Here is an 18,345-nt window from a genome sequence, read left to right on the forward strand (position 1 = left end):
GCTTTCTGACCATCGGTTGCAACCACACGATCACGACGGGCAAGGACCGCACGGAAGAAGTGGGCAATCACCGCCGCGACAAGACGGCTGCCAACCATACAGTGGACATCGGCGGACACCTGGAGCAGCGCGTACAAGGCAGGGTGGAGGTCGAGGCCGGGCAAGCCATCCAGCATCGCACCAAGGTCTACGAGATTCGCTCCGCAGAGACCGTCGTTATCAAAGGTCCTGGTGGGACCTTGCGCATCGATAGCAGCGGCATCACGCTGAATGGCGTGGCGATTCGCGTGAAGGGGCCGATGACCCAGCAAGGCGGGGGAGCTAGCCCGATACCGGCGCCGGTGGGTGTCCCTGCTCCGGGACAGCCGTTCGACGTGCTCTGTATGAAGCGTACCGACGGTAGTTGCCCGCGTTCTGACTGCCCATGCGGCAATTTTCGAGGGAACTGATCATGCTCGTCGGACTGGAACAGACCGCGCTGCCGGAAGCTATGGAGAATCGGCTTTTCACCTACCTGTTACTGGAAAGCGAATTGCTTGATGAGTGGCTGATGGGGCAGCCGGAGATGAGGGAAGAACGCACCATATCGCACGCCGTGAGGGAACTCGACTACACCTGCACGCAACGCTGGGTGTGGAGAGGAACAGAGTACGACGAACACGAGACACGGGGGCCGTTACTGGTGCAATGCCAACCAGGCTCCGTATTGACAAACATCTTTGCTGACGTATGGCCACCTACTGGCGGCGCGGTGTATCTGACTTCGACAGAGCCTATCGAGGCAGTACTGGCACATCTGCGTTCCATTCTTTTTGTGTATATGCCCAATGGCAACAAGGCGCGGTTTCGTTTTCAGGAAACAGCGGCGCTTGACAGCGTATTGAGGGCACTGACACCGCAGCGTGCCGCCACTCTCCTGGGGCCAGTGCAACAACTGATCTGGCGGGAGAACCTTGGCCCGGAATTCCAATGGTGGAGCTATAGCCAATCGGGTGGTGGTGCGCTGATTCAAGGCGATTTCCAGTTTTCCGATGCCGAGATGGCTGCTATCGATGAAGGGTTGGCCGACCATGAGCTTCGCAAGCAAACGGCGCTGACCGAGCGTGTACCTCATAGCTTCCGCGATAGCGCTCGCCAGCAGACGCGGATATGGCTGGAGCAACTTCATCTCTGGGGTTTCCGGGAGCCTCACCATCTGGAGGCAGCGATGGAGGTTTTCCGGCATCCGGCTTACTACGCGCACACCAAGGCAGTTGTCGCTTTGTTGGGCGATACCGACTTGGCACCGGGCGCTCGTGCGAATCGGGCATTGAACCACTTGATGATCGAAGGAACCTGAGCATGGCCGGAACGACTACCTACGCTAGCGCTCGCGAAAGCTGCCAGGCCCGCATTCCCCTGTTTCCTCTGCGCTACTCCGCGCATGGGCGGCCGAAGGGCGGTGCAGACCATGCCTATACGCTGTCGTCGCTGGAGCGGGGTTTCAGAAAGCTCGACCATGCCCAGTACGGTGGAGGACGCCAATCGTCTGGTTCAGATGCTTGAAACCCGTTACCAAGATCGTCTGGAGATACGCCGACTGACCCGTCAGGAGGCCATTGACGCGCTGGAAGATGCGGCGCGCTTTCCGCGAGGAAGCGTGGCAGTCGGGTCGATCGCTATGGGCGCTGGCGACACCATGGAGGTTATCGTTTGGCAACGTTTGACGCCGATGACGCGCTTCGCCAATCCGTTCTTGCAAGTGTTTGAGCGTGGTGTGGCGGGAGGGGTGGCGTTCTTTAGCTTGCTTAACTTGAAAACGGCTGTTCTTTCCTTCGACAAGGAAAATAGTAGAACGACTGGTTTGAATCTCATTGCGGCCACTTTGGGTATAGGGAGCGCGGTAAATGGATTGCTCGCGAGTACGCGGGCAATGATGCCAGCGGCTTACTTACGTGTTTCTTTGTCAGGAATTACGATGAGAGCCATGGCTAGTACGTTTGCGTTACGTCTGTTTGGGTATGGCGGGGCGCTAGCGGATGCTATTTCCAACTGGTCTAAAGCGTTGGATCAACAAAAAATAGGGAATAGTGATGCAGCCACTGCGTACGCGGTGGCTGGATTAGGTCTAGGACTAGGAGGGGGCGCACTTACTACAGGTGGCGCGGCTTTGGCATCGGGGCTAGGCATGGCTGGTACAGCGGCTATGGTCCCGGTTTGGGGTTGGCTTGCTGCTGGTGTGATTCTCTTGGGAGTTGGACTGTGGTGGCTGATGAAAGGCGATCAAGCGCAGTTCATATCACTTGGCTATTGGCTCAATGACGGGAGTTTTGGGAAACGCGAACAACTTGGGAGGAAAGAGGCCATACCAACCTTTGCTTCGCTGGACGATGAGAACAAAGGTTATGTGCAGGCTAGATATGCGCCACAGCAAGTCGAAGCAGACTGGCATGTGACAAGCAATATCCTGACGCTGAAAATTGCTTATCCCTTGGCGGGTAAAAGTCAATGTATCACAGGACTAGAAGTGGGCGATTTAGGGGTCGAGATCCAAGCATTGCCGGGAGATGAAAAGTTACCCAATGGCGGGAGTATTCATACATACCAGATTAGGGGGCTTAAAAAAGGACGTAGTTTCATTTACAGCGTAAGCCCAAGCTATGTTCCAACTCTGTTGGGCGAGCGACTCCAATCAAAATTCATCTTCAGCAACGAAGACGCACCGTGGTACTACTAGAGCGCATGTATGAAAAATCGTCACGTCCCAAAAGAAGAGCGCAGCATTTTCTATACACGCGTTGACGCCTTGCGTCCGTCAGATCCTCCCTTGGGTGTCGAGCCGGCGGCGGACAACAATGTGATGAAAGTTACCGAAGACTGTCTATTTATGCGTCCTGCCTTTGGCAGCATATATGGTGGAAGGCGAAGCATGAGTTGGTGGGCAACTATCGTCGTTGTCTTTGTAATTTTCGCTATGCTATGTTTTGAATACATAGGTTATGTTAACAACAATAAATATTGTGAATATGAATTTGGGTTTATTTTTTATCTTATGGATGGATGGATTTTTTGGGTTGGTGTGACGGCTTTTTTCTCTGCAGGTTTTTCTTGGATTTTCGTTCCTTGGCGCACACAGTTGCCTATTATATTCAACCGAAGAACACTTAGGGTGACATGCGTCATTCGGGGAAGGTCGATTGGCCAATCATGGGACCATTTGGAAGCCTATGTCAAAGACGTCACTACCTTTGCAGCTGGAGGAGCACCTGCTAACGATGGGGTGCTGACCTTGGTATTTCCCTATTACGACCCTGGCGATCCTAACGCAAATGGTCGACAGCGTATCGGTATAACTGCTACGCAAGATGCCGATGAAGCATTTTTCAATCGCGGTATCTATGGTGCTACGATGGTGTGGGAATACATCCGCCTCTACATGCGCGAAGGCATGGATGCGCTTCCTGCGTCCTCTGCGATCTGCAGCTATCGAGCAGCCAGTGTTAGGGAGTGTGTTTACCTTTGGAACCCGCTCAGGATGTTTCAGAGTCGCACTTGGTGGAAACGCGTGCTAGCACCATTTCTCTTTCCTATTGTCGCTCCAATTTTATGGATCATCACCTTGGGCGATCTGATCTACATGGGGCTTGACCGCATTCTTCCTCGTCGGAAGTGGCCGCAGGAACTCATTGATGCGTGTGACGGTGTTTGGGACGGAAGGGACGATTGATGCGTGGACGTCCAGTCCCAAAGGACGGGCGCGGCATCTTCTACTTGCGCGTCGATGCACGAGGCCCGAGCGACCCGCCTTTGGGTGTCGGTTCGGCCGCCGACAGGCGACTGACCCTAGGCGGTAAGGCATCCAATACTTGACGAGATTCAGGCTCGCCGGATCCAACAACCTGGGTTGTGATGCCATGTCCAGTCTGAGAGGGGTAGCACCACAATGTTGAGCGGGGTATTATTTTTGGCATTGCTACAGATTTAATTGTAATTGAACAGTATAACGAAACATATCTCCACGAAATTTCGAACGTGTCCCATGGACATTGGGATCCTGGATAGAGAACCTCTTGTGTGGCGAAACCCTTCGCGTATCCATGGACGTCATAGGTTTTCCGAACGCAAGATCACGTTGCTTGTCATTGCGTTCAGTTAGTCCGTTGAACCTGCACACGTACGGTGTATCGACATGAGTGTTGGGCCGTTCGCAGACTTCGCTTGCGCCATGCATTGGTTGTGTACATGCCGCATGAACTACAGGCCGTAGTCTCGGAATAACCGGCAATCCATTACCTTAAACCTGGAGCGTCAGCTCATGAACAACCCAAGCCCCGAAACGATAGCCAGAGGGGGCGACGAAACACCCAATGTGGTGATCTTTACCCGGTGGCACCAAGCTGCCCCGCTCGTCGCGCTTTTTTCCCCAGTGCTCGCCATACTTGCGCTGACACTATCCCCGTCTTTGACCGGAGCACTACTCTTCACCGTCGCGGCGTTGACGGTTGTTTGTATAGCTACACCCTTGATTCTGTCCCGCCTGGTGTATCCGCCCGCCAAAGACCTTGTCCGCATCGAGCCCGACGGTCTGGTTTTCTCGCGATACGGCACGGTTCCATTCGACAGCATCACGGCATACACCCTGGACGGACTCATCCGACTCACGCGCCGGGATAAATCAACACTCGTGCTGCTCGGAAATCGCAAGACGCCTGCCTACCAGGACTTCCGTGCGGCGCTCGGGCCTGCCATGGCCACTTGGCGAGCGCGCCACTCGGCGGCGCGGATCAAGCAAAGTCATTTCCAGGGTACGCCACTGGCGAAAGTGCTGGGGGCCCTGATCGTGGTCAGTTGTGGGGGCCTCGTCATCACTGTCGCGACCATGAAAACCGGCATGTCCTCGCTGCCAGCCTTGGCCATAGGCATCTTTGCAGGCTTTCGTTTGCTAGCGAGCGAGCGCCCGGAATAGCGGCCAAGCTGATTCAGCTAGTGTCATTCTTAACCCAAGGAGTCTCATATGAAACCAGTCGTACTGGTCGGCCACCGTCACAGCTGCCCTATCCATGGCGAGGGCACGGTCACGAGCGGCGCGAAGTCCTTCGACATCAACGGACGTGCCGTGGCGCGGGTGGGCGACGAAGCCAGTTGCGGTGCCGTCATCCAGACTGGCTCACCCGGCAGCAGTATCGAAGGCCAGCCGGTTGCCCGTCTGGGCGATACCACCAGCCATGGCGGTACCCTCATCGAAGGTGACATTGGCTGGTTAGTGGAATAACACAGGCCATTGAATCGAACCACCCGAGCCGTGGCTACGCACCCAGCACCGCCAGATCCCGCGGCAACCCCCGCTTGAACATCGCCAGCATCTGTCGCGCCGCCTTCGGCGGCAGCGTGATCGCATGCCGCACCGCCGCCGCGATCTGGATCATCATCAGCTCGGCGAATGCGCTCCGCTGCGCATGCGGGGTGCCGGGCGCCACTTCTCCCAACGTATCCGCAAACAACCCCGCCAGGAACTCGCCGTCCTCGCGATCGAGTGCCTGCAGCGCGCGGTCGGCCTGCGTGGCTCGCCAGATATCACGCATCAGCGGTTCGTCGACGAACATCCGGTAATAGCTGTCGGTAATGCGGCACAGCGTGTCGTGCAGGTCGTCGAGCGTCTTCATCGCATCCAGGTCGCGCCGCACGCAATCGTGCCCGGCCTCGTTGTAGCGCTCCGCGAGCGTGCCGATCACGGCCGCCTTGTCCGGAAAATACTGATACAGCGAACCGAACGAGATGCCCGTGCGTTCGACGATGTCGCTCATCCTGAACGCATCGCAGCCTTTCTCGATCATCACTTCCGACGCGCACGCGAGGATGCGCTCGAACCGCTCGCGGCTGCGCTGTTGCGTCGGCACGAGCCGTGCGCGCGCAGGCGCGTCCGCTGCTGCCGCTTCGGGCTCGTCGTTCTGCCCCGATTTTTGCCGACCCATACCGCCTCCAGAAAAACTTGATCTTTCAAATGCGAGAGTCTATCGTGTTTTTAAAACGCGAGACATTCTCGCATTTTTGATCGAGACTGAAGGAGACACACATGTCGGCACTTCCCATCCTCATCGTCGGCGGTTCGGGCAAGACGGGCGCCCGCGTCGATGCACGGCTGCGCGCGCGCGGCATCGCGACCCGGCCCGTGTCGCGCACATCGGCCGTCCGCTTCGACTGGACGGCGCCCGCGACGTGGCCCGCCGCACTCGACGGCGTGTCGGCCGCGTACGTGACTTACCAGCCCGATCTGGCCGTTGAAGGCGCGGTGGAAGCGATCGCCGCATTCGCGCGGCTTGCACGGGAAAGCGGCGTCGAGCGAGTGGTGCTGCTGTCCGGGCGCGGCGAGCCCCGAGCGCAGGCCGCCGAGGCCGCGTTGCAGGCGTCGGGCGTGGGCTGGGGCGTGGTGCGCGCGAGCTGGTTCAACCAGAACTTCTCCGAGGGCTACCTGATCGACGGCGTGCTGGCCGGCGAAGTCGCGTTGCCGGCCGGGGCGGTGCGCGAGCCGTTCGTCGATGCTGACGACATCGCGGACGTCGCAGTGGCCGCACTCACCGATGCGTGTGTCGCGAACCGCGTGATCGAGGTCACGGGCCCGCGCGCGCTGACTTTTGCCGAAGCGGTTGGCGAAATCGCGCTGGCCGCTGGCCGGCCGGTCGTCTATCGCGAGATTCCGGCCGATGCGTTCGTTGCCGGATTGCGCGAGGCCGGCGTGCCGGAGCCGGTCGTCGCGCTGCTCGACGATCTGTTCGGCGTGGTGCTCGACGGGCGCAACAGCGCGGTGACGCACGGCATCGAAGAGACGCTCGGGCGGCCGGCACGCGATTTCGCCGACTATGCGCGTGCGGCGACCGCGACCGGCGTGTGGAGCGCACGATCATGATCGCGTTCGCAACTGCCGCATTGCTGTGGGGTTCGGCCATCGGCTGCGGGCTGATGGCCGGCGTGTATTTCGCGTTCTCGACGTTCGTGATGACGTCGCTCGGACGGATCGCGCCGCATGCCGGCGTGGCCGCGATGAACGCGATCAACGTCGATATCGTGCGTTCGCCGTTCATGCCGCTGTTCCTCGTCACGACGCTGATGGCGCTTGCACTGGTCGTGCTTGCGCTGCTCGATCGCGACCAGCCGGGCGCGATGGCGGTGGTCGCGGGCGGCGTGCTGTATGTGTTCGGCATGTTCGCGGTGACGATGGCCGTCAACGTGCCGCTCAACGATGCGCTTGCCGCGGCCGATCCGTCGACCGCGCATGGCGCGGCGCTGTGGACGCGCTACGTGCACGACTGGACGATGTGGAATCACGTGCGCACGGTGGCATCGGCAGCCGCGAGCGTGTTCTTCATCGTGGGGATTGCGGCGCGGTAGGGGCGGGCGCTACGCGGTGCGCGCAGCCTGTACGGGCAAGCGGTAGACGGCGATCGTGCCGGCATCGAATGCGATCAGCGAACCGCGTACCGGATCGTGCCGCTGAGCGACGAAGCCCGGAAGCGCGCCGAGCGGCGTACCCGAGGCGATGCTCCAGATCGTTGTTCCGTCGGGCGTCGCGACATACAGCGATGCGCCATCGCTGAACAGGGCGCCGATCCGGTCGGGTTCGGTTGCCATCGGGATGCGCCGGTCGTTCGATTGCCGATCTTCGGTCACATCGAGGATGCGCACGCCGGCGCCTTGCCCGGCTTCGGCGAATTCATCCTCGTCCCAATCGGCGAGCCCCCAGTACGCGATATGTCGGTTGTCGATCCAGCAGGCCGGCGTGTCCCAGTCGTCGCGCCGGGTCAGGCTGACCACCGATGCGCCGTCTTCGCTTTCGAAGGGATTGGCGTCGAGCCACGCGGCGACCGACCATGCACGCGGGATCGAAACGGGATGCCAGACCCATCCGTCATCGAACAGCCGGCCGCTGTCGGGGCTTGGCACGAGCCGTCCGTGGAAGTAGTCGAGGTAATGCGCGGGCCGGTTGTTGTTGGCGTACGGCGCGATGTCGCGCGCGGTCAGCGATGCGCCGGTGGCCGGGTCGGCCGCGTCGAGCCGGTTCCAGGCGGTGCGATGCACGAAGATCGTGCGATCGCGATGGCGAAGGAAACACGCACTGAACGGGACGGTATGTGCGTAGTAGTCGCCGCCGTCGAGTTGCATCGTCGGCGCGCCGGTTGCGACGTCGATGGCGAGGCCGTGCCGCCCGTAGTCGGTCACGATCGCCGCGTATTGGCCGTCAGGCGACGCGTGCAGGCGATAAGCGGCCGTGCCGAACGCGGTGTGACCTGTAGGAGGCGGGAGTGGCGGCAACGGTAGCGAACAGAGCGCGGTGCGGTGCCCCGTATCGAGATCGACGCCGTGCAGCGAGCCGTCCGCGGTCAACACGAGCAGATGGCCGTAGTCGGCCTGAACGGCGCAGGTATCGACGATCGGCGCGTGTTCCCACGTGAGCGTATTGACGGTACGGGATTCGTGCGTCGAAGCTGGCAAACGGTGCGGGCTGATTGGATTCATGAGCGCGATTCTATCGCTCGCGGCGTGCGTGCCGCGCATGACACGCGTGGCACACACGACCACGCTCTACGTGTAAAACGCCGACGGCGACACGCCGAAGTGCCGCTTGAACATCGCGGAAAACGCGCTCTGGCTGTTGTAGCCGTGATCCATCGCGACGGTCAGCACCTTCTCGCCGTGCGCGAGACGCTTGAGCGCGAGCAGCAGCCGCGCCTGTTCGCGCCAGCGACGGAAGCTGAGCCCCGTCTCGCGCTGGAACGCGCGATGCAGCGTACGGACCGACAGGCCGAGCAGGTCGCCCCATTCTGCGATCGTGCGCGTGTCGTCGGGCGCGGCGACGAGCGTGTCGCAGATCGTCCGCAGGCGCGCGTCGTGCGGCCATGGCAGGTACAGCGGCAGCAGCGGCGCGACCGTCACCTCGGCAAGCAGCAGGTGCATCAGATGATCGTGGCGCGAGCCCGGCGCATAGTCGAGCGGCACGTCGACCGCGGCGAGGATCAGCTCGCGCAGCAGCGGGTGCACTTCGACGACGCAGCTCCGCGCGGGCAGGTGCTCGACCGCGCCCGGCTCGACGAACACGGTGCGCATCTGCACGTCGCCGCTCATCTGGACCGTGTGGTCGAGCCCGGCTTCGAGCCACACGCCGCGTGTCGGCGGCACGACCCACGACGCGCCTTCGGATTGCACGTGCATTACGCCCTCGATCGCATAAAGCAGTTGCGCGCGGCGATGGCGGTGCGGCGCGATCGACGTACCGTGCGCGTACGTCGCCGCCATCGCCGATACGGGCATCGGCGTCGATTCGTAGCGCAGGTGTGCGCCGGGCGGGGTGGACTCGAGTGTCCGATTGGCGACAAGTCGTGACATTTTGGCGTGAGACAGGCAGTTGGGCGGACGGGCACGATGGCGTTCCGATCCACGCCAGATCCCTGTCACGATATTAATCCGTCAAATGCGATGAACAAGTCTCCTTTTCTGTTTCCCTTCTGCGCGATCGCGCTGTGGGCCGGCAACGTGGTCGTGTCGAAGCTGTCGGCGTCGACGATCGACCCGTCGGCGATCACGTTCTACCGGCTGCTGCTCGCCGTCGCGCTGATGAGCGTGTTCACGTTGCGTCCCGCTTGGCGCAATCGCGCGGCGCTCGTCGCGCACCTGCCGCAGCTCGCGGTGCTCGGCTTTCTCGCAATGGCGCTGTTCCAGAGCCTGTCCTACGAGGCCGCGAAAACGACCAGCGCAACCAACATGGCGATCATCACCGCGCTCGTGCCGCTGATGACGATGGCACTCAGCTCGCTGCTGCTCGGCGATCCGCCGGGCGCCGGCATGGTGGGCGGCGGGGTGCTGTCGCTCGCGGGCGTCGTCTACCTGATCGCCGAGGGGCATCCGACGACGATCGCCGCGCGCGGCGTGCACACGGGCGACCTGCTGATGCTGGCCGCGTCGGCGGCGTATGCGCTGTACGGCGTGCTGCTCAAGCGCTGGCGCATCGGTACGCTGCCGGCGTGGCAGTCGACCTATGTGCAGGCGCTCGCCGCGCTCGTCTTCATGGTGCCGATGCTGCTGCGATTGCCCGCGCAGGCGGCGTGGCCGACGCGTGCGAGCGTGCCGCTGATCCTGTATGCCGGCGTGCTGGCGTCGGTGGTGCTGCCGTATTTGTGGATGCAGGGGGTGCGGCTGCTCGGTCCGAGCCGTTGCGCGATGTTCATGAACCTGCTGCCAGTGATGACGGCTGGCGGCGCGATCGTGCTGCTCGGCGAATCGTTGCGGCTGTATCACCTGATCGGCGGCGGCGTGGCGCTCGTCGGCGTGGCGATCGCGCAGCGGTTTCCGTTTCAGGCGAGTGCGTCGCAAGGGGTGCGGCAATGAGCGGCGATCGCGACTTGCAGAACCTGATGGCCGCGCTGCCGGGCGGGCGCGCATCCGTGGAGGGGCCGACGCTCGCGCATCAGCTCGAACGGATCGCGACCGCGCTCGAAGCGCTTGCGGGCACCGGCCAGCCGGCGGCGCCCGTCGATTTCGACGCGGCCGTCGCATTCCGCTGGCGCGGTTTCGACGGCGGGCCGCGGACCGCGCCGCTCGAACCGATCGCGGCACCCGCACTGATCGCTTTCGACGCGCTGCGTAACGTCGACCGTCAGGTGGCGATCGTCGAACGGAACACGCGGCAGTTCGTGCGCGGGTTCGCGGCCAATCACGTGCTGTTGACCGGCGCGCGCGGCACCGGCAAGTCGTCGATCGTGAAGGCGTGCCTGCATGCATTTGCGCCGCACGGGCTGCGGCTGATCGAGGTCGGCAAGGAACGGCTGGGCGATCTGCCGGCGATTGTCGAGCTGGTGCGCGCGCGGCCCGAACGGTACATCGTGTTCTGCGACGACCTGTCGTTCGAGGCGGGCGAGACCGGTTACAAGGAACTGAAGACGGTGCTCGACGGCTCGGTCGCGAGCGACCTGTCGAACGTGCTCGTGTATGCGACGTCCAATCGCCGCCACCTGATGCCCGAACAAACGAGCGACAACGCGAACGTGTCGCGTGCGGAGAACGGCGAGCTGCATCCGGGCGACGCGGTGGAGGAAAAGATCTCGCTGTCCGAGCGCTTCGGGATCTGGGTGACGTTCTACGGGTTCACGCAGGACGATTATCTGGCCGTTGTCGAAAGCCGGCTTGGCGAGGCCGGGTTCGACGCGGTGCAGATCCGCGCGGCGCGTGAACCGGCGCTGCAGTGGGCGCTGGAACGCGGTGCGCGGTCGGGTCGGATCGCCGCGCAGTTCGTGCGGGATTACGCGGGGCGGCTGGCGGACGAGGGCGACGGGAGCGAACTCGCGCACGCGTGGCGCACGGGTTGAGCAGGGCGCTACAACACCCGTTCCGACAACACCCGGAACGCGACATCCGGCACAACGAAGCACATCGGTTCGCCGGTCGCGCCGATACGCGCGAGGAACTCGCCGCCACCGACCGGCTCGACCGGCTTCAGCGGCCGGACGGCGTCGATGTCGATCGGCAGGTCGATCGACGCATGGGCGAGGCCGTCGCAGTCCGCGACATGCGCGACGGCCGCGTGCTGCAGCGACAGGTACGCGACGGCGTCGCGCCAGCTGCCGAAGAACGGCGTGAACGCCGCAGGTAGCGTGTAGTCGTCCGACACGGTCGCCGAGCAGTGGAAATCGGGCGCGCTCCCTGTACCGCCGGACAGCAGTGTTCGATAGTGTCCATCCTGCACAGAGTGCGTGAAGCGCTCGGCGAGATGCGACGGCAGCGCGTCGCTGAAGAGCCGGCTGCCGAGCGCATAGAGCGGATGATCGAACACGTTCTTCACGAACAGCACCGTACGATCGGCCGGCACGCCGCCCGGCAGCGCATCGACGTAGAGCCGCCAGTTGCTTTGCAGCGGCGACGGGAACGCGCGTCGCAGCGGGCCCGCGATACGCGGGCCGAAATGGCGGTGCGCATAGGTGAGGATCGTGAACGGCGTGCGGCCGTCGCGGCTCGCGAGCGTGACGCCGCGCGGCACCAGATGGGCGACGGCGGCGACATCGACGAGCCACGTGCAGTACACGACGTTCTCGACCTCGCTCGCGAGCTGCAGGAACGGCAGGCGCGACAGCAGCGCGCGGCGTGTGCGCAGCAGTGGGCGGTTCGCGACGAGCCGGTTGGCGAGGCGGCCGACGGGGCCGGCGGACGGGTAAACAAACGCGTTGTCTTGGAGCATGAGCGGCATTGTGCCGGTGACGCGGAGCGGGTGGAAGCGGCGTTGCAGCCCCCCTGTCGGAACTGTCAGTGTCCGCCTGCGCCGGTCAGAGGTCGTGGATGACCTGCGCGACGAATGCCGCGATGCCCGCGTCGTCGCGAGCGACGAAGCGCCACTGGCCGATCTGCGTCGCGACAATCAGGCCGGCCTCGCACAGCACGGCGACGTGCGCCGACACGGTCGATTGCGATAGTCCGCTGCGTGTCACGATCGACGAAAGCGGCACGCCGTGTGGCGAGCGGAGGCGCGCGGCGTCCGGTAACAACGTATCGGGCGACTTCAGCCAGTGCAGCACATTCCGCCGAAACGGATGCGCAAGCGCCTTGTGAGCGAGGTCGACGTCGATCATGACGCGCGCCGGCTCAGCGCCGCTCGCCGCAGCGATGCACGAGCGCGGCGGCGAGCCCGGCCGCGATGCCGAACGCAACCACGCCGTGCCAGCCGAAGCGGGCCATCAGCGCGCCGCTGACGATTGCGCCGAGCGCGCCGCCGACGAAGGTCGCGGTCATGTAGAGGCTGTTGATGCGGCCCTGCGCCTTCGGATCGGCGGCGAACGCGCGGGTCTGGTTCGCGACCAGGCCGGCCTGCACGCCGATGTCGAGCACCACCACGCCGATCACGAGCAGCGCGAGCGAACTGCCGGCGCCGGCGAGGATCAGGTAGGAGGTCGTAACGATTGCGATGCCCAGGCCGATCACGCGCCGCGTGCCGATCCGGTCCGACGCCCGGCCGCCGATCGTGGCGGCCAGCGCGCCAGCCGCGCCGATGATGCCGAAGCCACCGGCCCATGCGCTGCCGAGATGCCACGGGCCGTCGGCGAGCAGCGCCGCGAGATTGACCCAGAACGCATTGAACGCGGCCCACAGCAGCGCCTGCACGGCCATCGATTCACGGATCGGGCGATGCGTGCGCGCCAGCGTCCAGAGCGATGCGAGCAGCCGGCCATACGACAGCGTGGTGCTCGGAACGCCGCGCGGCAGCAGCCACGCGGCGGCGATGCCCACCGGCACCATCGCGGCAGCCTCGGCACCGTACACCGCGCGCCAGCCGGCATGCGCGGCGATCAGGCCGCTGACCGCGCGGCCGAGCAGGATGCCGACCATGATCCCGGTGACGACCGCGCCGACATTGCGTCCGCGTTCGGCGGGCGCCGACATCACGGCCGCGAACGGCACCAGTTGCTGGGGCACGCAGCTGACCACGCCGAGCCCGAACGCGGCGCCGATCAGCGCCCAGACCCCCGGCGCGAGCGCGGATGCTACCGCGAACCCGAAGGCCAGCACGATCTGGCCCAGCACCAGCTTGCGCCGGTCGTAGCGGTCGCCGAGCGGCAGCAGCAGCGCCAGCCCGGTGGCGAAGCCGAGCAGCGCCGCGCCGGCCACGAGGTCGGCGGTCGCCGGGGCGACCTGCAGATCCTGCGCGATCAGGGGCAGGATCGGCTGCGTGCAATAGATGTTGGTCACGACCGCGCCGGCGATGGCGGCCATCGCGACGATCTTGCCGCGCGTCGCGGTGGCGGGCGGTGTGGCGGCAGGCGACGCGATGGGCGGCATGCCCGATGCGACAGGGAATTCGTTCATGGCAGGCTCCTTTCTCATGGCGATCCGTCACAGCAGGCAGCAGAGGCGGCCGGCGGGATGGGGTGAGAGGAGCGTACTGCCTTGCACTGGAAAAGATAATCCACCAGAATCTTGAATCATCTTTCCGAAATTTGAGAGGCAACATGAACCGCCTCGAGTCGATGTCCCTGCTGGTGGCGGTGATCGATGCCGGCAGCATGTCGGCCGCCGCGCGCCAGCTCGGCATTCCGCTGGCGACCGTGAGCCGCAAGGTCGCCGAGCTCGAGTCCTACCTGAATACGCGGCTGCTGCATCGCACGACGCGGCAACTGTCGTTGACCGAGGCGGGCGAGTCCTACGTCGCCGGTTGCCGGCGCATCCTCGACGACATCGCGGAAACCGAGCGCGCCGCCACCGGCGAATACGCGGCGCCGCGTGGCGAGCTGATCGTCACCGCGCCGATCGTGTTCGGGCGCCTGCATGTCGTGCCGGTGGTGGCTGCGTTTCTCGCGCAGTATCCCGAGATCGACGTTCGGCTGGTGCTGACCGATCGCGTCACCCACCTGATGGAAGAGCAGATCGACGTCGCACTGCGGATCGGCGAGTTGCCCGACAGCAGCTTCATGGCCACCCGCGTCGGCAGCGTGCGCCGCGTGATCTGCGCAAGCCCGGCCTATCTGGCGGCGCATGGCACCCCCGCCGAACCGGCCGATCTGGCGCGGCATCAATGCATCACGTTCGAAGTGCTGGCGTCGCGCCGTGCGTGGGTGTTCGACGGCGAGAAGGGCGAGCTGACGGTGCCCGTGCACTCGCGCTTCGCGGTGAATACGGCCGAGGCGGCCATCGATGCCGCGGTGCTCGGCGTCGGGCTGATCCGCGTGCTGTCGTACCAGGTTGCGCAGGCGCTGCGCGATCGCACGCTGGACGTGGTGCTCGACAGGTTCGAATCGCAGCCGCTGCCGGTCAGCCTGGTGCACAAGGGGCAGGCGCCGATGCCGCTGAAGCTGCGTGCGTTTCTCGATTTCGTGGCGCCACGGCTGCGCGAACGGATCGCGGGGCTGGCCGATGGCGGCTGACGGTCCGGCACAGGCGGCGGGCGGCACGTCAGCGGTATCGACACGATCGACACGCAGCACGGGCGTGCCGCCAGCAGGGGTTAGCGCAGCAGACGTACGCTCTTGACCACATCGATCGCTTCGTTGCGCCCCGGGCCCGCCACTCGATCGTTGTTGATTTCAGTCGCGTAGCGGAGACTGACCCGTCGCCCTACCAGGGCCTTTTTCAACTTCATCGCGTCACCGATCTCGACGAACCAGTCGGTGCCGCACATCTGTACGCAATACACGTCGATGCGACGGCCGCTGTCAGTGCGGATCACGATACTCATATCGTCGATACCGCCTCCACCCGTGAGGACGCCGGTGACCTCCGTCGGCTTTGTCGAAGGCGTCGCCGCAGCGATCGACGGTAAAACGGCAGTCAGGGCGATGCCAGCTGCCAGGAGACACGCCACGATCTTCATGAGATTTGCTTTCCTGGTGTAACCGGCGGTACGCGCCGTCCGTGCATTTTGTCATAAGCGATCGGGTGGCTTGACCGATCCTCACTTCATGCCGGCTCGCCGCAACTCAAACAGTCCGCCGTGAAGAACAACACCAAAAATTCCGCTGGTTGTCCGAAAATTCATATCCCACACATCGACCACCCTGTCAGGTGCGGTCTGACAGATGAAGAAGTTTCCGCCGTCGATACACTCGATCTTTCCTTGCGCGTGAAGGCTGCTCCAGCGGAACTCCCGGTATTCGTCCGTCTCGTCGTCAGCCAGGAATCGGCGCAGAGACTGCTTTTGATGCGCTTCATCGGCGTGAGACGACAGCGACCAGCGCGATAGATCGGACCCATACATCGATGGCAGGCGCGCAGCGTCGGCGTCATTCGCTTTCTCGATGGTCAACGTGTCGACTGCGCGGTCGACAAAATGCTGGCTGTCCTGATCCCAGGGGAACAGTGCATAGGTGCCCGACCACCGATCCGTATGCGTGTCGTCGGCGTGAGCGGGTCCGAATGCAGCCATCCACAACAAGAGAATGAGTAAGCGTTTCATCGGTATCTGATGGTCTGCATGACGTTGGATTCGGTGTCGCCCGCGCGCGCCCATCCGGCTGTTGTCGGCATCGAATACTTCCGCAGAACGGCAACCGGGGCGTCAGTTCGATTCGCGCTGGTGAGCATCGAATTGCGCTCGATTGAACAGCTCGAAGTAAAGCGCATCATGCCATTCGAGACCCAGCGGATGTTCGGTGGCACCGGTACGCGTGCTGTCGCAGTTGTCGTCGAAACGCAGGCCGAAAAAGGCGTCGAGCGGCGTGGGGCGCCGTTCGACGGCCGCGCGTTGCAGGACGCCTGCTGCCTCCGTGATGTCGTTCGGCAACGCTGCGAAGGCCGCGCCGACGTGACGGCAGCGGACGATCTCCGCGTCGACGAGTGCGCGCAATGCGTCCGGATCGCTTTCGGACATCAGGTCGAGTTCGATGGTTTCGAGCAGCAGGTACTGGTCGCGATGCTGCTCGAGAAATGCGATGGTCTCGTCCAGCCACTGGGGCAAATGCTCGACCGCGGCAGGTGTCGCTGCCGGTGTCGGCCCGGGTGCGAGTCCGGACGCCGCCGACGCGGGCGTCAGGCCCACCCAGCGCCGCATCCGGTCCACGAGTGTCGATCCCGGGGGGGCTGCCGCCGGAGCGGCAGGTGGGGGTGTCGCGTGCGATTCGACCAATACTCTCAGGATCGCTACAAAATGCCTGGCTCGCTCGAATCCGGGGGCGAACGGGCTGCTGATCGCATGGAGCGCCATTTTCGAGCCATCGAGCCCATCCGAGATCAGCGAAGCGCAGGGCCGCGGGTCGCACGACATCAGCAACCGATACATGAAAGGCACGTCGTACGCCCATTCCGACAGCCCGGAAATCGTCTCGGGACGATCTTCATACGATGTCGGCCGGTTGCCGAGGCTATAGAGATAGGATCGATTGGCCATGCTGGCTCCCTGTCGACGAGAAGATTTCCCGCTGCGGCGGTTGTCCTGCGCTAGCGACCGTCCGCAGCGGAGCGCGGATAGCCGATCTCGGCGAGATCGTCGTCGAGGGACGCGAAATCGCATTCGGGATTGAGTCGCCGGACGAGCCCGGCGTCAAGCGGTTCGTGGCGATATACGGCCGCAACGTCGCGCGGATCGATGTCGCACTCGTAATAGTCGGCGGCGAATTCGACGTACTGCTCGGGCCGTCCGGCAAGTATGCCGAGCAACTGGGCGGAGCCATCCGGGTCTTCAGCCGTGGACGATTCGACCGGCCCGCAGGACCAGCGCGCTTCATGGGCCAGGCGCCAGATGCAGAACGTGCTGTCCCGGGTGGTGAATGCCGGTTCGTGCAGCAGGTTGGCGTGAAATGCTTCGGGCAGGCCGCTGAAGATGGCGGGCCGGGGGGTGCCCGGCCGGTACGTCGGCGCCTCGCGCAGCACGCCGTGGAGGGCGGCACCCGCGGCGGAGAAGATCGCAAACCACTGGTCCCCGGAGCCGTTGCGCATCGACCCCATCTTCTCCCCGTCTGCCCATGCCTGGTTGAACGAGTAGTACCGGTATTCCCACTCCTGCGACAGGACAGCATCAAGGATCGCCAGCGACTGCGTCAGGCGCATCAGGTCGGCGATGTCGGGGAGCGCGTTCAGATTGCGTGTTGAGACGTTCATGTCGTTTTTACCCGTCGTGAGCAGGATGCCGGTGCTCGACCGGAAGAAGCGCGTTTTCATCGGACCGTCGAGGAGCCGCACGCATCGACCGCCGCGCTACTCTCGCGAAAACAGGCGACGCGGTGGCGGGTCGCCGTGCCGCAGCAGCCAGAAGCCGGTAAAGCCGTTGACCAGTCCGACCAGCAGCAGCGCCGTACCCAGTATCAGCCTGAACTCCCATTCGTCCGACATCGCGGCGCCGTTGAGGCGCGCGATGCCGGGAAATTCGGGCGACACGCGCAGCCCGTCCTGCGCGGCTGCGCCGCAATAGGCGGCCGTCTGCGCGTCGGTGCGGGCAGGCGTTGGATCGTGCTCGTCGGTCAGGCCATCGGCGGGCTGCCACGTGGTGACATATTCGCGTCCGTCTCCGTAGCGGAACCGCGCACTGACTTCCCAGTAAGCGGAGTGCCGGCCGTATTGCAGCGTTGCCGCGCATTGCTCGATGGTCGCCGGCACGTGCGGCCATGCCTGCGCGCGCAGCAGGATCACGCCATCGGCCAACGTGAAGCCGCCCCACAGCACGACCGCGATGCCGATCGCGAGCAGGAGGCCGGATCTCAACCAGACGGAGAGCGTTCTCATCGGAAGGACGAAGGAGGCGCGCGAACCGGCACGCGGGAGCGCCAAGCGTACCACTGTGGCTGCGTCCGGGAATCCGCCGGCGGCCTGGAGCGTCCGTCAATACGCCGACTCGCTCGCCCCCTGATCGGTAACGATCGCCACCCCCGAACTCGTGCCGAGCCGCGTCGCGCCGGCCTCGATCAT

Annotated in this window: 21 protein-coding genes and 2 pseudogenes; 11 read left to right on the forward strand and 12 right to left on the reverse strand. The window is 63.8% G+C overall.

The annotated features are described in order from the left end of the window. From JYJ84_RS11535 to JYJ84_RS11560, 6 genes and pseudogenes are all read left to right on the forward strand, one after another. A pseudogene (locus JYJ84_RS11535) lies at positions 1 to 449 on the forward strand (type VI secretion system tip protein VgrG); the annotation flags it as partial. Between the two features lie 2 nt (positions 450 to 451). After that, entirely contained in the window at positions 452 to 1,339 is an 888-nt protein-coding gene (locus tag JYJ84_RS11540) for a DUF4123 domain-containing protein (RefSeq protein WP_175220769.1), read from the forward strand. Positions 1,340 to 1,498: 159 nt separating this feature from the next. Continuing rightward, entirely contained in the window at positions 1,499 to 2,716 is a 1,218-nt protein-coding gene (locus JYJ84_RS11545) for a hypothetical protein (protein ID WP_175220767.1), read from the forward strand. A gap of 9 nt (positions 2,717 to 2,725) precedes the next feature. Further along, on the forward strand, positions 2,726 to 3,706 hold the full coding sequence (locus tag JYJ84_RS11550; RefSeq protein ID WP_175220765.1) for a hypothetical protein: 981 nt from the start codon (positions 2,726 to 2,728) through the stop codon (positions 3,704 to 3,706). A gap of 588 nt (positions 3,707 to 4,294) precedes the next feature. Then, positions 4,295 to 4,945: a hypothetical protein gene (locus tag JYJ84_RS11555; protein ID WP_175220764.1), complete on the forward strand. Its 651-nt coding sequence runs from the start codon at positions 4,295 to 4,297 to the stop codon at positions 4,943 to 4,945. Between the two features lie 48 nt (positions 4,946 to 4,993). Next, positions 4,994 to 5,251: a PAAR domain-containing protein gene (locus JYJ84_RS11560; RefSeq protein ID WP_175220762.1), complete on the forward strand. Its 258-nt coding sequence runs from the start codon at positions 4,994 to 4,996 to the stop codon at positions 5,249 to 5,251. A 34-nt stretch (positions 5,252 to 5,285) separates the two neighbouring features. Here JYJ84_RS11560 and JYJ84_RS11565 read toward each other — a convergent pair whose 3' ends face one another. Then, on the reverse strand, positions 5,286 to 5,951 hold the full coding sequence (locus JYJ84_RS11565; protein ID WP_175220760.1) for a TetR family transcriptional regulator: 666 nt from the start codon (positions 5,949 to 5,951) through the stop codon (positions 5,286 to 5,288). A gap of 101 nt (positions 5,952 to 6,052) precedes the next feature. Here JYJ84_RS11565 and JYJ84_RS11570 point away from each other — a divergent pair, with 101 nt between their 5' ends. Beyond that, positions 6,053 to 6,883 (forward strand): NmrA family transcriptional regulator, encoded by an 831-nt coding sequence (locus tag JYJ84_RS11570; protein WP_175220758.1) that lies wholly within the window; start codon positions 6,053 to 6,055, stop codon positions 6,881 to 6,883. After that, entirely contained in the window at positions 6,880 to 7,365 is a 486-nt protein-coding gene (locus tag JYJ84_RS11575) for a DUF1772 domain-containing protein (protein WP_175220756.1), read from the forward strand. Before JYJ84_RS11570 ends, JYJ84_RS11575 begins: the two co-directional genes overlap by 4 nt. A gap of 9 nt (positions 7,366 to 7,374) precedes the next feature. Here JYJ84_RS11575 and JYJ84_RS11580 read toward each other — a convergent pair whose 3' ends face one another. Both JYJ84_RS11580 and JYJ84_RS11585 read right to left on the reverse strand, forming a co-directional pair. After that, a complete protein-coding gene (locus tag JYJ84_RS11580) occupies positions 7,375 to 8,490 on the reverse strand; it encodes a hypothetical protein (protein WP_205189195.1) in 1,116 nt (371 codons plus the stop codon). Positions 8,491 to 8,556: 66 nt separating this feature from the next. Further along, positions 8,557 to 9,357 carry a helix-turn-helix transcriptional regulator gene (locus tag JYJ84_RS11585; RefSeq protein ID WP_043188626.1) on the reverse strand — a complete coding sequence of 267 codons (801 nt, stop codon included), beginning with the start codon at positions 9,355 to 9,357 and terminating at the stop codon, positions 8,557 to 8,559. Positions 9,358 to 9,447: 90 nt separating this feature from the next. On the opposite strand from JYJ84_RS11585, the gene JYJ84_RS11590 reads away from it, so the two are divergent. Continuing rightward, positions 9,448 to 10,356, forward strand: coding sequence for a DMT family transporter (locus JYJ84_RS11590; RefSeq protein ID WP_174957444.1), 909 nt, complete (start codon positions 9,448 to 9,450; stop codon positions 10,354 to 10,356). A gap of 26 nt (positions 10,357 to 10,382) precedes the next feature. Continuing rightward, a complete protein-coding gene (locus JYJ84_RS11595; protein WP_175220793.1) occupies positions 10,383 to 11,333 on the forward strand; it encodes an ATP-binding protein in 951 nt (316 codons plus the stop codon). 8 nt (positions 11,334 to 11,341) lie between these two features. Here JYJ84_RS11595 and JYJ84_RS11600 read toward each other — a convergent pair whose 3' ends face one another. From JYJ84_RS11600 to JYJ84_RS11610, 3 genes are all read right to left on the reverse strand, one after another. Continuing rightward, positions 11,342 to 12,208, reverse strand: coding sequence for a DUF2071 domain-containing protein (locus JYJ84_RS11600; RefSeq protein ID WP_175220753.1), 867 nt, complete (start codon positions 12,206 to 12,208; stop codon positions 11,342 to 11,344). Between the two features lie 76 nt (positions 12,209 to 12,284). Then, positions 12,285 to 12,587, reverse strand: coding sequence for a helix-turn-helix transcriptional regulator (locus JYJ84_RS11605; protein WP_175220751.1), 303 nt, complete (start codon positions 12,585 to 12,587; stop codon positions 12,285 to 12,287). 13 nt (positions 12,588 to 12,600) lie between these two features. After that, complete coding sequence (locus JYJ84_RS11610; protein WP_175220749.1) at positions 12,601 to 13,818, reverse strand: MFS transporter; 1,218 nt, start codon at positions 13,816 to 13,818, stop codon at positions 12,601 to 12,603. A 143-nt stretch (positions 13,819 to 13,961) separates the two neighbouring features. Here JYJ84_RS11610 and JYJ84_RS11615 point away from each other — a divergent pair, with 143 nt between their 5' ends. Then, on the forward strand, positions 13,962 to 14,873 hold the full coding sequence (locus tag JYJ84_RS11615) for a LysR family transcriptional regulator (RefSeq protein WP_175220747.1): 912 nt from the start codon (positions 13,962 to 13,964) through the stop codon (positions 14,871 to 14,873). Between the two features lie 80 nt (positions 14,874 to 14,953). Here the strand turns inward: JYJ84_RS11615 and JYJ84_RS11620 are convergent, their stop codons facing one another. The 6 genes and pseudogenes from JYJ84_RS11620 to JYJ84_RS38515 form a co-directional block, all read right to left on the reverse strand. Continuing rightward, a complete protein-coding gene (locus JYJ84_RS11620; protein ID WP_175220745.1) occupies positions 14,954 to 15,319 on the reverse strand; it encodes a hypothetical protein in 366 nt (121 codons plus the stop codon). 81 nt (positions 15,320 to 15,400) lie between these two features. Next, positions 15,401 to 15,901, reverse strand: a complete 501-nt coding sequence (locus JYJ84_RS11625) for a phosphate ABC transporter permease (protein WP_175220743.1) — start codon at positions 15,899 to 15,901, stop codon at positions 15,401 to 15,403. Between the two features lie 102 nt (positions 15,902 to 16,003). Next, a complete protein-coding gene (locus JYJ84_RS11630) occupies positions 16,004 to 16,831 on the reverse strand; it encodes a hypothetical protein (protein WP_164462930.1) in 828 nt (275 codons plus the stop codon). A 50-nt stretch (positions 16,832 to 16,881) separates the two neighbouring features. Continuing rightward, positions 16,882 to 17,601, reverse strand: a complete 720-nt coding sequence (locus tag JYJ84_RS11635) for a hypothetical protein (protein WP_175220741.1) — start codon at positions 17,599 to 17,601, stop codon at positions 16,882 to 16,884. Positions 17,602 to 17,637: 36 nt separating this feature from the next. Next, positions 17,638 to 18,162, reverse strand: a complete 525-nt coding sequence (locus tag JYJ84_RS11640; protein ID WP_122950474.1) for a DUF3592 domain-containing protein — start codon at positions 18,160 to 18,162, stop codon at positions 17,638 to 17,640. A gap of 96 nt (positions 18,163 to 18,258) precedes the next feature. After that, positions 18,259 to 18,345: pseudogene (locus JYJ84_RS38515) on the reverse strand (2-deoxyribose-5-phosphate aldolase); the annotation flags it as partial.

Origin of the sequence: Burkholderia sp. LMG 13014, assembly GCF_905232215.1 — a bacterium.
In the GTDB taxonomy this organism is placed as follows: domain Bacteria; phylum Pseudomonadota; class Gammaproteobacteria; order Burkholderiales; family Burkholderiaceae; genus Burkholderia.

What these genes read in the sequence shown, in the direction of transcription:
- JYJ84_RS11540 (WP_175220769.1), top strand. Translation starts at nt 452, where the DNA reads ATGCTCGTCGGACTGGAACAGACCGCGCTGCCGGAAGCTATGGAGAAT.
- JYJ84_RS11545 (WP_175220767.1), top strand. Translation starts at nt 1,499, where the DNA reads ATGCCCAGTACGGTGGAGGACGCCAATCGTCTGGTTCAGATGCTTGAA.
- JYJ84_RS11550 (WP_175220765.1), top strand. Translation starts at nt 2,726, where the DNA reads ATGAAAAATCGTCACGTCCCAAAAGAAGAGCGCAGCATTTTCTATACA.
- JYJ84_RS11555 (WP_175220764.1), top strand. Translation starts at nt 4,295, where the DNA reads ATGAACAACCCAAGCCCCGAAACGATAGCCAGAGGGGGCGACGAAACA.
- JYJ84_RS11560 (WP_175220762.1), top strand. Translation starts at nt 4,994, where the DNA reads ATGAAACCAGTCGTACTGGTCGGCCACCGTCACAGCTGCCCTATCCAT.
- JYJ84_RS11565 (WP_175220760.1), bottom strand. Translation starts at nt 5,951, where the DNA reads ATGGGTCGGCAAAAATCGGGGCAGAACGACGAGCCCGAAGCGGCAGCA.
- JYJ84_RS11570 (WP_175220758.1), top strand. Translation starts at nt 6,053, where the DNA reads ATGTCGGCACTTCCCATCCTCATCGTCGGCGGTTCGGGCAAGACGGGC.
- JYJ84_RS11575 (WP_175220756.1), top strand. Translation starts at nt 6,880, where the DNA reads ATGATCGCGTTCGCAACTGCCGCATTGCTGTGGGGTTCGGCCATCGGC.
- JYJ84_RS11580 (WP_205189195.1), bottom strand. Translation starts at nt 8,490, where the DNA reads ATGAATCCAATCAGCCCGCACCGTTTGCCAGCTTCGACGCACGAATCC.
- JYJ84_RS11585 (WP_043188626.1), bottom strand. Translation starts at nt 9,357, where the DNA reads ATGTCACGACTTGTCGCCAATCGGACACTCGAGTCCACCCCGCCCGGC.
- JYJ84_RS11590 (WP_174957444.1), top strand. Translation starts at nt 9,448, where the DNA reads ATGAACAAGTCTCCTTTTCTGTTTCCCTTCTGCGCGATCGCGCTGTGG.
- JYJ84_RS11595 (WP_175220793.1), top strand. Translation starts at nt 10,383, where the DNA reads ATGGCCGCGCTGCCGGGCGGGCGCGCATCCGTGGAGGGGCCGACGCTC.
- JYJ84_RS11600 (WP_175220753.1), bottom strand. Translation starts at nt 12,208, where the DNA reads ATGCCGCTCATGCTCCAAGACAACGCGTTTGTTTACCCGTCCGCCGGC.
- JYJ84_RS11605 (WP_175220751.1), bottom strand. Translation starts at nt 12,587, where the DNA reads ATGATCGACGTCGACCTCGCTCACAAGGCGCTTGCGCATCCGTTTCGG.
- JYJ84_RS11610 (WP_175220749.1), bottom strand. Translation starts at nt 13,818, where the DNA reads ATGAACGAATTCCCTGTCGCATCGGGCATGCCGCCCATCGCGTCGCCT.
- JYJ84_RS11615 (WP_175220747.1), top strand. Translation starts at nt 13,962, where the DNA reads ATGAACCGCCTCGAGTCGATGTCCCTGCTGGTGGCGGTGATCGATGCC.
- JYJ84_RS11620 (WP_175220745.1), bottom strand. Translation starts at nt 15,319, where the DNA reads ATGAAGATCGTGGCGTGTCTCCTGGCAGCTGGCATCGCCCTGACTGCC.
- JYJ84_RS11625 (WP_175220743.1), bottom strand. Translation starts at nt 15,901, where the DNA reads ATGAAACGCTTACTCATTCTCTTGTTGTGGATGGCTGCATTCGGACCC.
- JYJ84_RS11630 (WP_164462930.1), bottom strand. Translation starts at nt 16,831, where the DNA reads ATGGCCAATCGATCCTATCTCTATAGCCTCGGCAACCGGCCGACATCG.
- JYJ84_RS11635 (WP_175220741.1), bottom strand. Translation starts at nt 17,601, where the DNA reads ATGAAAACGCGCTTCTTCCGGTCGAGCACCGGCATCCTGCTCACGACG.
- JYJ84_RS11640 (WP_122950474.1), bottom strand. Translation starts at nt 18,162, where the DNA reads ATGAGAACGCTCTCCGTCTGGTTGAGATCCGGCCTCCTGCTCGCGATC.